Source organism: Leucobacter sp. USCH14 (assembly GCF_037619215.1).
Taxonomy (GTDB): Bacteria; Actinomycetota; Actinomycetes; order Actinomycetales; family Microbacteriaceae; genus Leucobacter.
This window is the reverse complement of record NZ_JAQPZP010000004.1, coordinates 115,277-128,372: the sequence shown is the minus strand read 5'-3', so window position 1 is coordinate 128,372 and position 13,096 is coordinate 115,277. Positions and strand designations below refer to the sequence as shown.

The window sequence follows — 13,096 nt, the reverse complement described above, 5'->3', positions numbered from 1 at the left end:
CGAAGCCAGGAAAGGAATCATGGGAATCTTCGAGGCGATCCTCCTGGGAATCATCCAGGGACTCACCGAGTTCCTGCCCATCTCGTCGAGCGCGCACCTGCGCATCGCGAGTGAGATGCTCGGCATCGGCGACGCGGGCGCCGCGTTCACCGCCATCACCCAGATCGGCACGGAAGCCGCGGTGATCGTGTTCTTCTGGCGCGACATCGTGCGCATCATCGGTCGCTGGTGGCAATCGCTCGGAGGGAAGCGGGTTCCGCGCAATGATCCCGACGCCCTCATGGGGTGGTGGATCATCATCGGCACCCTTCCGATCGTCGTGCTCGGGCTGCTGTTCCAGGATCAGATCGAGACCACGCTCCGCTCGCTCTGGTTCGTCGCGATCAGCCTCATCGTGTTCGGTCTGCTGCTCGGCGTCGCCGATCGGGTCGGGTCGAAGGTGCGCCCGATCGAGAAGCTCACCTGGAAGCACGGACTGATCTACGGCTTCGCCCAGGCGCTCGCGCTCATCCCGGGCGTCTCCCGCTCGGGCGGCACCATCACTGCGGGTCTCCTCATGGGGTATACGCGAGAGGCCGCCGCGCGCTACTCGTTCCTGCTCGCGATCCCCGCTGTGCTGGGATCGGGCTTCTACCAGGTGTTCAAGGCGATGCGCGCGCCGTCGCAGGAGACGCCGATGGGTCTGACGATCGTCGCGACCGTCGTGGCCTTCATCATCGCGCTCTTCGTCATCGGGCTCTTCATGAAGTACATCTCGAAGCGCAGCTTCATGCCGTTCGTGGTCTATCGCGTCGTGCTCGGCGTCGTCATCATCGTGCTGCTCGCCACCGGCGTGCTGTCCGCCGACGGCGGAGCATCGGTCGCCGAGGGAGCCGCGGGCGCGGCGCATGCGCTGAGCGCGGGAGGTGCGCGATGAGGACGTGGACTCCGCCCGAAGTGCCGGAGCTGCCGGGAACGGGCCTCGCTCCGAAGCTCTTCAACACCGCCACCGAGCGGCTCGAGCATCCGGCCATCCCCGAGGGCCGCGCGCATCTCTACGTCTGCGGCATCACCCCGTACGACGCGACCCACCTCGGGCACGCATTCACGTATCTCGCGTTCGACATCATGCAGCGCGCCTGGCGCGACGCCGGCATCGAGACCGTCTACGCGCAGAACATCACCGACATCGACGATCCCCTGCTCGAGCGGGCGAACGACACGGGCGTCGACTGGCGCTCGCTCGCCGACGAGCAGATCGGGCTCTTCCGCTCGGATATGCATCGGATGGGAATGCTGCCGCCCGAGCACTACGTCGCGGTCACCGAGCAGATCGACGAGATCGCCGATGCCGTGCGCGAACTGATGGAGCGCGGGTTCGCATATCCGGTGCCCACCGAAGACGCCGATGGCGACGACATCTACTTCGACACGAACGCCGCTGAGCGCGACTCGCAGTGGCGGCTCGGCGACGTGGCGCCGTACGACACCGATCTGATGCTCCGCCTGAGCGCGGAGCGCGGGGGAGACCCGGATCGGCCCGGGAAGCGCGGGCCCCTCGACCCGCTGCTCTGGCGCGCGGCGCGCTCGGATGAGCCCAGTTGGGAGACCTCCGTCGGCGCCGGCCGACCGGGCTGGCACATCGAGTGCTCGGTGATCGCGCGCGGCGCACTCGGGGGCGCCTTCACCGTGCAGGGCGGCGGATCCGATCTCGTCTTCCCGCACCACGAGTTCACGGCCGCGCACGCGACGGCGCTCTCGGGCACACCGCTCGCGCACGCCTACTGCCACGCGGGTCTCGTCTCGTACCAGGGGCACAAGATGTCGAAGTCTCGCGGCAACCTGGTCTTCGTGTCGAAGCTGCTGGACGGGGGAGCCGACCCGTCGGCGATTCGTCTGGGGCTGCTCGCGCATCACTACCGCTCGGAATGGGAGTGGCACGACAGCGATCTGGAGATGGCGCACCGCAGGCTCGACGCCTGGCGCGCCGGGTTGGAGCGCACGAGCCCCGATCCGATGCCCGCCGCAGCGGTGGTGCGTCAGCTGCGGTCGGCCATCGCGAATGATCTCGATACACCGGTCATGCTCGCGACCCTCGACTCGGCGCTGGACCGGGGTGTCGATGCTCCCGGCCTCGTCGCCGACGCCGTGCTCGCGCTGCTCGGAGTCCGGCTCGAACGGTAGCCCGGTCGCATGCGGCCGCCGCGGCCGGTTGCGCGATCGGCCGCGCGGCGCCGTCTGCGGGCTAGGAGCGCGGAGCGTCCGGTGCGCCGTTGCCGTCGCCGTCTTTCGACGAGTCCGAGTCGGGGCTGTCGAGCCGAGGTTCGGCATCGGCTCTCGGGTCGGGATCCGCCTGAGGCTCGTGCTCCGCCTGCGGTTCGTGCGCGGCGGCGCGCTCCGAGCCCGACTGCGGCACTTCGATGTCGCGTGCGAAGCGCGGCCCGCCCTTGAGGAACTTCTCGAACTCGAGTGCGATCGCGTCGCCCGTGGTCTCGGCGGCGAGCTCCTCGTCGCGCGACTCCTCCAGGCGCCGAATGTACCGGGACATGTCCTCGTCGGCGTCGGCGATGCGGTTGATGTTCGCCTCCCACTCGTTCGCCTGCACGAGCAGGTCCCCTCGGGGTATCACGATGTCGAGCAGTTCCTCGAGCTTGTCGAGCAGAGCGAGCGAGGCCTTCGGCGACGGCGTGCTGTGCACGTAGTGCGGTACCTGCGCCCACAGCGAGATGGTCTCGATGCCCGCCTCGGCGAGTGCCAGGTCGATCACGGTCGAGATCCCCGCAGGACCCTCGTAGGTGCTGCGCACGGCGCCCGACGCGTCGCGTCGCGCTTCGTACTCGGACGTGACGGTCGTCACGATGGGCCGGGTGTGCGGAGCATCGGAGAACATGGAGCCGAGGATGATGACGAGGTCGATCGCCCAGACATCCGCGAGTTCCACGATCTCATCGGCGAAGTTCTGCCAGTCTCGGGCGGGTTCCACCCCGGCGAGGAGGAAGAGATCCCGCACCGGGCTGCCGTCGATCCTCCGCACCGTCTCTCCGTCGGCGACGCGGTGCGCCGCCGAGGAATCGCTCGACGCGCCCGGGCGCTGCACCGGTCCGAACAGCCGCGTATCCGGCCACTCGAGCATCCGCTTGCCGGTCTCGTCGAACAGGACCTTCGGGCGATGCACCTGGAAGTCGACGTAGCCCTCGGCGCTGATCTCGTGCAGCACCTCCGCGTCGAGCAATCCGGCGAGGTGCTGCAGCACCTCCGTGGTCGCATCCCCGGCGTCGCTCCATCCCTGGAACGCGACGATGAGGACGCGCGAATTCGGCGCGGCGGGAGTGGACATACGCTCCAGGGTATCGGCTGCCGAACAGTACACTGGTCCGGATGAATGCATTCCTCTCTGAGCGGACAGCCGACCTTCGCCCCGCCGCCGTCCTCTGGGACATGGACGGCACCCTGATCGATTCGGAGCCGCTCTGGCTCGAGTCCGAGCTCGCGATGCTCGGACGCTACGGCATCGAGCTGACCCCCGAGATCCGCAACTCGCTGATCGGCTCGGGTCTGCGCGCCGCCGCGCAGCGGTTCCAGGAGCTCGGCGTGCCGATGGAGGTCGACGACATCATCGCGGAGTGGACGGCGGGCGTCATCGCCGGGCTCTCGGCGTCCGAGCCCATGTGGCGGCCCGGCGCGGTCGAGCTGCTGCACTCGCTGCGCGAATCGGGCATCCCGTGCGCGCTGGTCACGATGGCCGTTCGCGAGATCGCGGACGCGGTCGTGGCGCTGCTGCCCGAGCAGCTCTTCAGTCACGTGATCGGCGGGGATGAGGTCGCCCACGAGAAGCCGCATCCGGATCCGTACCTCAGGGGAGCCGCACTGCTGGGAGTCGATATCTCCGAATGCGTCGCGCTGGAGGACTCGGTCACGGGTCTGAGCTCGGCCCACGCCTCGGGAGCGGTCGCCTTCGGCATTCCGAATCTGCTCGATCTGTCGCAGGCGCCGGCTCATCAGGTCTGGCCGTCGCTCGACGGCGTCGATGCAGCCGTGCTGAGCGAGCGCTACGCGTCGGTGCGAGCCGAGCACCCGTCCGCGGCCGTCGCTGCGGGGTCTCGCGAGGAGGCCGAGCAGGCGGGCGAAGGTGTCGTCGTGTCCGGCGCTCCCGCGGTGCGCGGTCCGTTCCAGTACGGCGATCGCGTGCAGCTCACCGGGCCGAAGGGGCGTCTCAACACGATCACCCTCGTGCAGGGAGGCGAGTTCCACAGCCACCGTGGCGTGATCCCGCACGCCGAGATCGTCGGGCGGCCCGACGCCTCAGTCGTCGCCAACAGCAGCGGCGAGGAGTATCTCGCGCTGCGACCGCTGCTCTCCGACTTCGTCATGTCGATGCCGCGGGGGGCCGCGATCGTGTACCCGAAGGACGCTGCGCAGATCCTGTCGCTCGCGGACGTGTTCCCCGGTGCTCGCGTCGTCGAGGCGGGCGTCGGATCGGGAGCGCTCTCGCTGCATCTGCTCCGCGGCGTCGGCTCGGAGGGCGCCCTCTACTCGTTCGAGCGGCGCGAAGAGTTCGCAGAGATCGCCACCGGCAACGTCGTGGCCTTCTCGGGGAGCGTCCCCGAGAACTGGGCGCTCACCGTCGGAGACCTGCAGGAGACGCTCCCCGCGACGTGCGAAGCCGGCAGCATCGACCGAGTGGTGCTGGACATGCTCGCGCCGTGGGAGTGCGTCGAGGTCGCGGCGGAGGCGCTCGCGCCGGGCGGCGTGCTCATCTGCTACGTCGCGACCGTGACGCAGCTCTCCCGCACCGTGGAGCAGATCCGCCGCAGCGGAGGGTTCGCGCACGCCCAGGCCTCGGAGACGCTCGTGCGCGGCTGGCACGTCGAAGGGCTGGCAGTGCGCCCCGACCACCGCATGGTCGCGCACACCGGATTCCTCGTCACCGCCCGCCGGCTCGCGCCGGGAACCGTGATGCCCGAGCTCAAGCGCCGCGCGTCGAAGAGCGATTTCAGCGAAGCCGATCTCGGCAGCTGGCTGCCGGATCTCGGCCCGGAGTCGAACGCTCCCGAGAGCGCGGAGGTCTGGACCCCGGAGGCGGTGGGCGAGCGCACCAAGAGCGACAAGGTGCTTCGCAAGAAGGCGCGCGAGACGCAGCAGTTCGCGCGCGAGCGGGGCGGCGAGCTCCCCGGTTCGATAGGATAGCCGGGTTCACATCGGCTTCCTCGAAAGGTGCTCATGCTCCGTCGCATCATTCCCGCCACCGCTGCTGCTGCGCTGCTCCTCGCCGGAGCAACCGGATGCAGCGCGCAGCAGGCGCAGGCCTCCGACTGCACGGCGACGCTGCAGCCGGGAGCTCTGAGCGATAGCACCACCGTGCTCGGCAGCTTCGGCGAGGTGCCGGAGATCTCGGCACCGGAGGACATCGAGATCCTCTCCACCCAGCGCACCGTGGTCGAGTCGGGCGACTCCGACGGGTACGTCGCCGGGGAACAGTCGCTCGTGGGCGTCAACATGGCGTTCTTCGACGCCGCCAGCGGAGAGACGCTGTTCCAGAGCGAGGGCTTCGCCGATTCCTCCCGACCGCCGCAGCCGCTGCTCGTCGCCGAGGAGACGGCCAACCCGCTGAGCGAGGCCGTGCGGTGCACGGTGCCCGGCGACCGCGTGGTGCTCGCGCTCTCGCCGGAGGAGAGCACGCAGCTCGCGGGCCAGCTCGGGGCGCCCGGAGCTGATGCGATCGTCGGTGTGGTCGATGTGGTGTCCACTGCTCCGATCGTTGCGGAAGGGCCCGCGCGCGGTCTGCCGAACGGGTTCCCGGCGGTCGTCACGAACGAGGAGGGCCGGGCGGGAGTCGTCCTGCCGCCGACCGATGCGCCGGCGGGTACGACCGCGGCGGTGCGCATCGAGGGCGACGGCGCGGAGGTGACGGCGACGGACAACGTGATCGCACAGGTCCTGGCCGTCGGCTGGGATGGCACGGAGCAGGAGAACACCTGGAACACCGGCCTGAAGCTGCTGTACACCGAGGCCGACATGGCGCAGTCGGGGGTCACGTACCGCGCTGAGCTGACCGGTCAGTCGATCGGCTCGCAGGTGGTCATCGTCGAGAACGAGGACGGCGCGAACGCCCGAGTCGTGGTCGTCGACATCCTCGGGGTCAGCTGAGGCCGACGGTGCCGAGCAGCTCGGCGTCCTCCGACCGCTCAGGCTCCAAGGCGCGCTCCGCGGTGCCGAGCGAGCAGCGGCTCTTCAGTCTGGTGCTCGCACTCGTCGTCAGCCCGTTCGGGGCGACGAAGCGGGAGCTGCTCTCGTCGGTCTACGGCTACGCCGATCGGTACCGGCACGGCGAGATCACCCCGGCGCTCGAGAAGCAGTTCGAACGGGATAAGGAGCAGCTGCGCTCCCTCGGAATTCATGTCGATGCGTTCGAGGATCCGGGAGACGTCGGCAACAACCAGCACACGCGCTATCGCATCTCGAAAGAGCTGCTGCAGTTTCCAGCGGATCTGCGATTCTCCGAGCGCGAGCTTATGCTGCTGCGTCTCGCGGCGCTCGCGTGGAGCGAGGGAAGTCTCAGCGCCGAATCACGACGAGCCGCGATGAAGTTGGAAGCGCTCGGCGCAGGGCTCGATGTGCAGCACCTGGGCATCGCGCCGAAGCTGGGAAGCGCTGAGCCGGCCGCGGCGCCCCTGCAGCGGGCGATCGACGCCGGAAGAGCGGTGAGCTTCGACTATCGATTGCCGGACCGAACCGCAGCGCTGCCCCGCAGAGTGGCTCCCCTGCGTCTGCATCGTGCCGAAGGGCGCTGGCATCTCGTGTCGTGGGATCTCGAGCGCGACGCCGCGCGCACGTTCCTCCTCGCCCGCATCGAAGGTCGGGTGCAGCAGCTGCCCGAGGCGTTCGCCCCCGAACTCCGTGCCCGCGCCGACGCCGCTGTCGCCGATCTCGAGCAGCTTCGCGCGCATCGTCGGGCTGTCCTCTGCGTGCGCCGCGGGAGCATCGCGGAGGCGCGGCTGTCGACGCGATCGGACGGCGCGCCCGAACCGACGAGCTGCGGAGCCGAAGATCATCGCGGGATCGAGGTCGGCGTACTCGATCTGCACATCTTCGCGAACGAACTGATCGGCTACGGAGCCGACGTGTCGGTCTGCGAGCCGACGCAGCTCCGCGACCTGGTGGTCGCGGGGTTGCGCCGCATCGCGGAGGTGCACGCATCGGTGCGCGCCCCGCGCGCCGACTGCGCGCACCCGAACGCCGGTGAGAAGGGAGACGCCGCCGATGCGTAAGCAGGTGCTCGCCCCGGAGCGCGTGACGTTCCTGCTGTCGCTCGTCGCGTACTTGCGCGATGTCGGTGCGGCGACGGTGACGGAGCTCTCGGAGCGCTTCTCGATGCCGCCGAATCTGGTACGCGGTCTCGTCCGATTCCTCGGCACCGCCGGTGTTCCCGGTGAGACGCTGAACTATCAGCACGAAGATCTCTTCGACATCGATTGGGACGCGCTCGAGCAGCGGGATCTCGTGAGTCTCACGCGGACGGTCGCCGTCGATGACGCGCCGCGCTTCGCCCCGATGGAGACCGCGGCCCTCATCGCCGGGCTGCAGGCCCTCACGGGCATGCTCGGACCGGAGGATGCGCAGCTCGCACGTGCGACGGCCGCGAAGCTCGGCACCGCACTCGGTGCGGAGTCCCAGGCGCCGATGTCCGTCACCGATGCACCCGAGAACGCCAATGTGCCGCAGCTCCTCGCGGCGATCGAGGCGGATCGTCCGGTCTCGTTCGTCTATCGGGATGCCTCCGGCTCGGACACGCGTCGATCAGTGCGCCCGCTCTCGCTCACGCAGGGGTCGGGCACATGGTACCTGCGCGGGTACTGCTTCGATCGAGCAGCGGAGCGCACATTCCGCGTCGATCAGATGCGAGATCTCTCGGGCGAGGCGGTTCACGACGACGGGTCGGGCGGATCCGCGAGTGACGGCGCAGCTCGGATGTCGGCCCCGACCGCAATCGACGCAGTGCCGGCAGCGGCAGCGAGCCCGACGGAGATCGTCGCTCGAGTGTCGGAGGCGGCGCTGGCACGGCTCGCCGGATTCTCCCCGGAGGTGATCGAACAGGCGGACGATGGGCGGCTCCGAGTGCGGATCGAGGCCTGGCATCGGGGGACCGCGGTGCAGGTCGTGCAGGTGCTCCCCGGGGAAGTGGAGATCGTGTCGCCCGACACCGCGCGGGCGGCCGTGCGCGAGTGGGCGGAGCGCGCTCTCGCGGCGTATGGCGCCTAGCTGATTCGAGGAAGCCGCCGACGTCGCTGGGATACACTGAACGAATGGCAGATCGGGCTCGCAAGCGGCGCAATTCCGAAGGGCGCATGAGTCTCGGGGCGCACCTCGTCGAGTTCCGGAAGCGGCTTCTCATCTCCGTCGCCGCGATCGTCGTCGCGCTCGTCGCGGGCTGGTTCTTGTCGACGTGGGTCTGGGAGATGCTCCGCAAGCCGATCAACGACCTCGAGATGCAGGGTCGCGACGCGATCATCTCCTACGGCGACATCTCGAGCGGCTTCGACACGAAGGTCCAGATCGCGCTGTTCATCGCGGTGCTCATCGCATCCCCGGTGTGGCTGTACCAGGTCTGGGCCTTCCTCGCTCCCGGACTGACCCGGCGCGAGAAGCTCACGGGCGTCGGGTTCATCGGGGCCGCTGTTCCGCTGTTCCTCGGCGGCGCCTACGCCGGTTGGCTCGTGCTGCCGAACATCGTGCGCTTGATGGCGAGTTTCCAGCCGGAGGAGGACGCCTTCTATCTCACGGCGCGCAACTATCTCGACTTCGCGATCAAGCTGCTGCTCGCCGTCGGTGTCGGATTCGTTCTCCCGGTACTCCTCGTCATGCTCAATTTCATCGGCGTGCTCCGCGGCGCCTCGATTCTCCGGAGCTGGCGCGTCGCGATCCTCGTCATCATCCTGTTCGCCGCCATTGCGACCCCGGCGGCGGACCTCATGAGCATGTTCCTGCTCGCGGCCCCCATCATCGTGCTGTACTTCGCCGCCGCCGGCGTCGCACTGCTGCACGATCGACGCGTCGACAAACGGCGCGCGACCGAGCTCGCGGAGTACGATCTCGAGGGATCGGCCGGCAGCGAAGCGGAGAGCGGCGATTCCGGCCGCGCGGGAGGGCGCCGATGAGCACGTCAGAGGTGGTCGAGCAGCGCGACGAGAGCGCGCTGGAGGCATTCTCCGCTCGCCTCGAGTATCCGCTCGACGGGTTTCAGCGCACGGCGTGCGAGCGGCTCGAGGAGGGACGCAGCGTGCTGGTCGCCGCTCCCACGGGGTCGGGGAAGACGACGGTCGCCGAGTTCGCGGTGTATCTCGCGAGACGGGAGCGGGATGCGCGGATCTTCTACACGGCTCCGATCAAGGCGCTCTCGAATCAGAAGTTCCGGGAGCTCTGCGACGAGTACGGGGAGGATGAGGTCGGGCTGCTCACCGGCGATGTGAACCTGCGCTCCGATGCTCCGATCGTCGTCATGACGACAGAGGTGCTCCGCAACATGATCTACGCGGGCTCCGAGGCGCTCGACGATCTCGAGTTCGTCGTGCTCGATGAGGTGCACTACCTCGGCGACCGGTTCCGCGGCGCCGTGTGGGAGGAGATCATTCTCCACCTTCCGCCCGCGGTGCGACTCGTGTCGCTCTCCGCGACCGTCTCCAACGCCGAGGAATTCGGCGACTGGATGCACGCGGTACGGGGAGACACCGATGTCATCCTCTCCGAGCATCGACCGGTTCCGCTGTATCAGCACGTGCTCACCTCGCGAGCGCTGCTTCCGCTCTACGTCGACCGCGCGGGCGAGCTCGCGACGGGAGGCCGTGTGAACCCCGAACTGTACGCGCTCGACCGGCGGGGCGGCTGGCGGGAGCGCGATGACGATCGAGGACGGGGCCAGAACCGGGATCGCGGTCGCGGGCGGGGCGAGCGCTCGCGCGGGAGACCGCCCGTTCGGCGCACGCGGCGCATCTCGCGCTCCGATATCGCCCGCGCGCTCGACGAGACCGGCCTCGTGCCGGCGATCGTCTTCATCTTCAGCCGGAACGGGTGCGATCAGGCAGTGCGCCAGTGCCTGATGGAGGGCATCACGCTCACGACGCGCGAGGAGCGCGACGAGATCCGTCGCGTGGCGCGGGCGGAGGTCTCCGGGATGAGCGAGGAGGAGCGTCGGGTGCTCGGCGTGCGGGAGTGGCTCGCCGGACTCGAGCGAGGCGTCGCCGCGCACCACGCCGGATTGCTCCCCGCCTTCAAAGCCGTGGTGGAGCGACTCTTCCAGCGGCGTCTCGTGAAGCTCGTGTTCGCGACGGAGACGCTCGCGCTCGGCATCAACATGCCGGCGCGCGCCGTCGTCATCGAGCGTCTGGACAAGTTCAACGGCGAGCAGCGCGTACCGCTGACCTCGGGCGAGTTCACGCAGCTCACCGGGCGCGCAGGGCGGCGGGGCATCGACGACGAGGGTCACGCGGTCGTCGTATGGGGCGATGAGGTCGACCTCGAGGCCCTCGCGCACCTGGCGGGTGCGCGCTCCTTCCCGGTGCGCTCGAGCTTCCGGCCGACGGCGAACATGACCGTCAACCTGCTGCAGCGGATGGATCGCGGTCACGTCCGGGAGATGCTCGAACTCTCGTTCGCGCAGTTCCAGGCGGATCGCGCCGTCGTCGACCAGGCCCGGGAGCTGCGCGCCGAGCAGGAGTCCCTCGCGGGATACGATGCGGCCGCGCGACGAGCTCAGGGATCCGATCGCAAACGGTGGGAGGATCGCGCTCGCAAGCTCCGACGTCGCGTTGAGCGCGGGAGGCGTCAGATCGCATCGCGCACGGGCACGATCGCGCGGACCTTCGATCGGGTGGTCGATCAGCTTCTCGAACTCGGATACCTGGAGAGGGACGGCTCGAACGAGCCGAACGTCACCCCCTGGGGCAATCTGCTCCGCCGCATCTACGGCGAGCGCGATCTGCTGGTCGCCGAGTGCATTCGCGAAGACGTGTGGCGCGGGCTCGATGCCGTCGGGCTGGCCGTGATGTGCTGCGTGCTCAGCTACGAGCCGCGCCGAGACGACGAGGGCGAAGGGCGTCTTCCGGGGGGTGCCGCGTTCGCGGCCGCGTATGATCGCGTGCTCGACACCTGGGTCCGTCTCGACGATCTCGCGGAGCGGTCGCGTCTGCCGCGAAGCGAGATGCCGCACGCCGGTCTCGCGATGACGATGCATGCGTGGGCGAACGGTCGACCCATCGAGCAGGTGCTCGAGGTGGCCGGGATCGGCGCGGGTGACTTCGTGCGTTGGGCGAAGCAGACGATCGACCTGCTCGACCAGGTCGCCCAGGCGTGCGAGGGCGCGGTGCTCGATAGCGTCGAAGCCGCGCGTCTCGGCGCGCTGGCGAGGCTCGCCCGCGATGCGAAGCGCACTGTGAAGCGGGGCATCGTCGAGGCCTCGAGCACCTCGTGAGCGCGGCGTCGCCCGCGTACGAGCAGCCCCGAAGCTCGATGCTCGTACGGGCGGAACCCCGCGGTGCTCCGAGGTTGCGGTGGTTCGCAGCGGTCTTCTCGGCGATCGCGGGCGGGCTCATGCTCGATGCCGCGACTCCGTCGCTGAGCTGGTGGCCGCTCGCCTTCCCGGGCGTCGCACTTGTGAGCGCCGCCGTGTGGCAGCAGCGCGCGTGGAGGGGTTTCGGCTTCGGGGCCCTGGCGGGGGCGGCGTTCTGGATGCCGCACATCAGCTGGCTCACCTTGTACCTCGGCCCGATTCCCTGGGCGGCGCTCTGCGCGGTCATGGTCGTGTGGTTCGGACTCTTCGGGCTGGCCGCCGCCATCGCGACCCGAGGACTGCGGCAGGCGCCGTGGTTTCGAGGCCGTCTCGCGCGGGTGGCCCTCGCGCAGGCCTCGACGGTCGCGGCGCTCTGGATGCTGCGCGAGCAACTGCAGAGCGCGGTTCCCTACGGCGGCTTCGCGTGGGGGAGGCTCGCCACCACGCAGGCCGACAGCCCGATCCTGCAATCGGTCGCGTGGCTCGGGTTCGCCGGCCTCTCGGCTGTGATCGCGTTCGCGAGCGTGCTTCCGGTCGCCTGCGCACTGGCCGAGCGCCGCCGCGTCGCCGTCGTGCGACCGCTGCTCGCCGGAGTGTCGGCTTCGCTCGCGATACTCGTCGCGCTCTCGATCCTGCCCGCGATGCCGCTCGAATCGTCGGGGACGCTGCGCGTCGCCGCGGTGCAGGGCAACTCGAAATCGGGGATCTTCGACGACCGCGAAGCCGGAGGCGTGATCCGCGATCACTTCGCGGCGACGGACGCGCTGCTCGACCGCCTGGAGGAGGATGGTGAGACGGTCGCTGTCATCGTCTGGCCGGAGAACAGCGCCGAGTTCAGCGCTGCGGAGAACCTGCTGCGGAACCAGCGGCTCGCGAAGCTCGCCGAGCGGGCCGGCGCTCCGATCGTCGTGGGAACGATCCTCGCGAACGACGACGGCACCTACAGCAACAGCTCGCTCGTCTGGGATGCGGACGGCCCCACCGGCGCGCGCTACGACAAGCGCTACCCCGTGCCATTCGCCGAGTACATGCCGAATCGACCGTTCTTCCACGCGATCGTGCCCGATCTGGTCGATCTCGTGCAGCTCGAGTACGCCCCCGGCACCCGCTCGTCGGTGCTCGAGATCGATACGGCCGATCAGGCGGTGCGCGCCGGCATCGCGATCTGCTTCGACATCATCTTCGATCCGCAGGCGGCGCAGATGGCGGCGGAGGGCGCCGAGGTGATCTTCGCGCAGACGAACAACGCCGATTTCGGGCGCACCGATGAGAGCGCGCAGCAGCTCGCGATCGCGCGGACGCGCGCCGTCGAGATGGGCCGCGCCCTCATCAACGACTCGACGGTCGGCACGAGTGCGATCGTGGCACCGGATGGGCGAGATCTGGCATCGTTGGCGCCCTTCACGCGCGACGCGATGGTTGCGGAGGTGCCGCTCGTCACGGGGCTCACTCCGGCTCTTCGCTTCGGAGCGGCGATCGCCATGGCGGGAACGGCAGTGGGAGTGGCAGGTCTCGCGCTGGCATTCGTCGGGCTGTTGCGCGCACGACGTCGGGACGATCCGATCGGGTGATTCG

The 13,096-nt window shown here is 69.3% G+C and carries 10 protein-coding genes and 1 pseudogene; 10 read left to right on the top strand and 1 reads right to left on the bottom strand.

Annotation, left to right across the window (positions count from 1 at the left end; translation table 11 throughout):
* Positions 1-19 precede the first annotated feature (19 nt).
* Together PQI23_RS06070 and mshC are read left to right on the top strand one after the other, a co-directional pair.
* Positions 20-916, top strand: a complete 897-nt coding sequence (locus PQI23_RS06070) for an undecaprenyl-diphosphate phosphatase (protein ID WP_339972551.1) — start codon at positions 20-22, stop codon at positions 914-916.
* Positions 913-2,163 carry a cysteine--1-D-myo-inosityl 2-amino-2-deoxy-alpha-D-glucopyranoside ligase gene (gene mshC / locus PQI23_RS06065; RefSeq protein ID WP_339972549.1) on the top strand — a complete coding sequence of 417 codons (1,251 nt, stop codon included), beginning with the start codon at positions 913-915 and terminating at the stop codon, positions 2,161-2,163. The genes PQI23_RS06070 and mshC overlap by 4 nt, the downstream gene beginning before the upstream one ends.
* A gap of 61 nt (positions 2,164-2,224) precedes the next feature.
* On the opposite strand, the gene PQI23_RS06060 is transcribed toward mshC, so the two are convergent.
* On the bottom strand, positions 2,225-3,316 hold the full coding sequence (locus PQI23_RS06060) for a proteasome assembly chaperone family protein (RefSeq protein ID WP_339972547.1): 1,092 nt from the start codon (positions 3,314-3,316) through the stop codon (positions 2,225-2,227).
* 41 nt (positions 3,317-3,357) lie between these two features.
* On the opposite strand from PQI23_RS06060, the pseudogene PQI23_RS06055 reads away from it, so the two are divergent.
* The 8 genes and pseudogenes from PQI23_RS06055 to lnt form a co-directional block, all read left to right on the top strand.
* Positions 3,358-3,927, top strand: a pseudogene (locus PQI23_RS06055) (HAD family hydrolase); the annotation flags it as partial.
* Between the two features lie 189 nt (positions 3,928-4,116).
* Positions 4,117-5,166, top strand: coding sequence for a tRNA (adenine-N1)-methyltransferase (locus PQI23_RS06050; protein WP_339972753.1), 1,050 nt, complete (start codon positions 4,117-4,119; stop codon positions 5,164-5,166).
* A 33-nt stretch (positions 5,167-5,199) separates the two neighbouring features.
* Positions 5,200-6,126, top strand: coding sequence for a peptidylprolyl isomerase (locus PQI23_RS06045; protein WP_339972545.1), 927 nt, complete (start codon positions 5,200-5,202; stop codon positions 6,124-6,126).
* Positions 6,127-6,134: 8 nt separating this feature from the next.
* Positions 6,135-7,247 carry a helix-turn-helix transcriptional regulator gene (locus PQI23_RS06040; RefSeq protein WP_339972543.1) on the top strand — a complete coding sequence of 371 codons (1,113 nt, stop codon included), beginning with the start codon at positions 6,135-6,137 and terminating at the stop codon, positions 7,245-7,247.
* The gene (locus tag PQI23_RS06035) at positions 7,240-8,238 is read left to right on the top strand and encodes a helix-turn-helix transcriptional regulator (RefSeq protein ID WP_339972541.1); all 999 of its coding nucleotides are present in this window, start codon (positions 7,240-7,242) and stop codon (positions 8,236-8,238) included. Before PQI23_RS06040 ends, PQI23_RS06035 begins: the two co-directional genes overlap by 8 nt.
* Positions 8,239-8,282: 44 nt before the next feature.
* Positions 8,283-9,134: a twin-arginine translocase subunit TatC gene (gene tatC / locus PQI23_RS06030; protein WP_339972539.1), complete on the top strand. Its 852-nt coding sequence runs from the start codon at positions 8,283-8,285 to the stop codon at positions 9,132-9,134.
* Positions 9,131-11,443 (top strand): DEAD/DEAH box helicase, encoded by a 2,313-nt coding sequence (locus PQI23_RS06025; RefSeq protein WP_339972537.1) that lies wholly within the window; start codon positions 9,131-9,133, stop codon positions 11,441-11,443. The genes tatC and PQI23_RS06025 overlap by 4 nt, the downstream gene beginning before the upstream one ends.
* A complete protein-coding gene (gene lnt, locus PQI23_RS06020; protein WP_339972535.1) occupies positions 11,440-13,092 on the top strand; it encodes an apolipoprotein N-acyltransferase in 1,653 nt (550 codons plus the stop codon). Before PQI23_RS06025 ends, lnt begins: the two co-directional genes overlap by 4 nt.
* Positions 13,093-13,096: the final 4 nt, after the last annotated feature.